This window comes from Xenorhabdus sp. NBAII XenSa04, from assembly GCF_963866145.1.
Taxonomy (GTDB): domain Bacteria; phylum Pseudomonadota; class Gammaproteobacteria; order Enterobacterales; family Enterobacteriaceae; genus Xenorhabdus; species Xenorhabdus indica.
Map to the genome: position 1 here is coordinate 1 of NZ_CAWMEB010000225.1, position 380 is coordinate 380.

1 protein-coding gene is annotated in these 380 nt (G+C 50.8%); it reads left to right on the top strand.

From position 1 onward, the window contains the following. Positions 1-104: 104 nt before the first annotated feature. A partial coding sequence (tnpA, locus tag AAC147_RS09185) for an IS66 family insertion sequence element accessory protein TnpA (protein WP_047686396.1) occupies positions 105-380 on the top strand: 276 nt, incomplete at its 3' end.

Here is a 380-nt window from a genome sequence, read left to right on the forward strand (position 1 = left end):
GAGTTGCCTGCCGGGTTATCGTAAACACCTAATTAACCCCACATACCCGATTAATTAATTTTTTGTCATAGTGTGTTTTCTTTTTATTCAGGAGATAAACCACCATGACACTGACTGAAAAACAGCAACACTGGGCAGCGGTGATTGATTCCCAGCAGCAGAGCGGACTGACGGTGACGGCGTTTTGCCAGCACCATGAGATTAAGCTGGCGACGTTTTACTACTGGACAAAAAAACGTCGGCAACAGCGCGAGCCTCAATGCCTGCATCCTGTTGTGGTTGAAGAACATGCGAATGCCGGGCAGACCATCATACTCTGCCTGCCCAACGGACTTCGGGCGGAGCTGCCTGCCGGGTTATCTCCCGAGCAGATCCGTCAC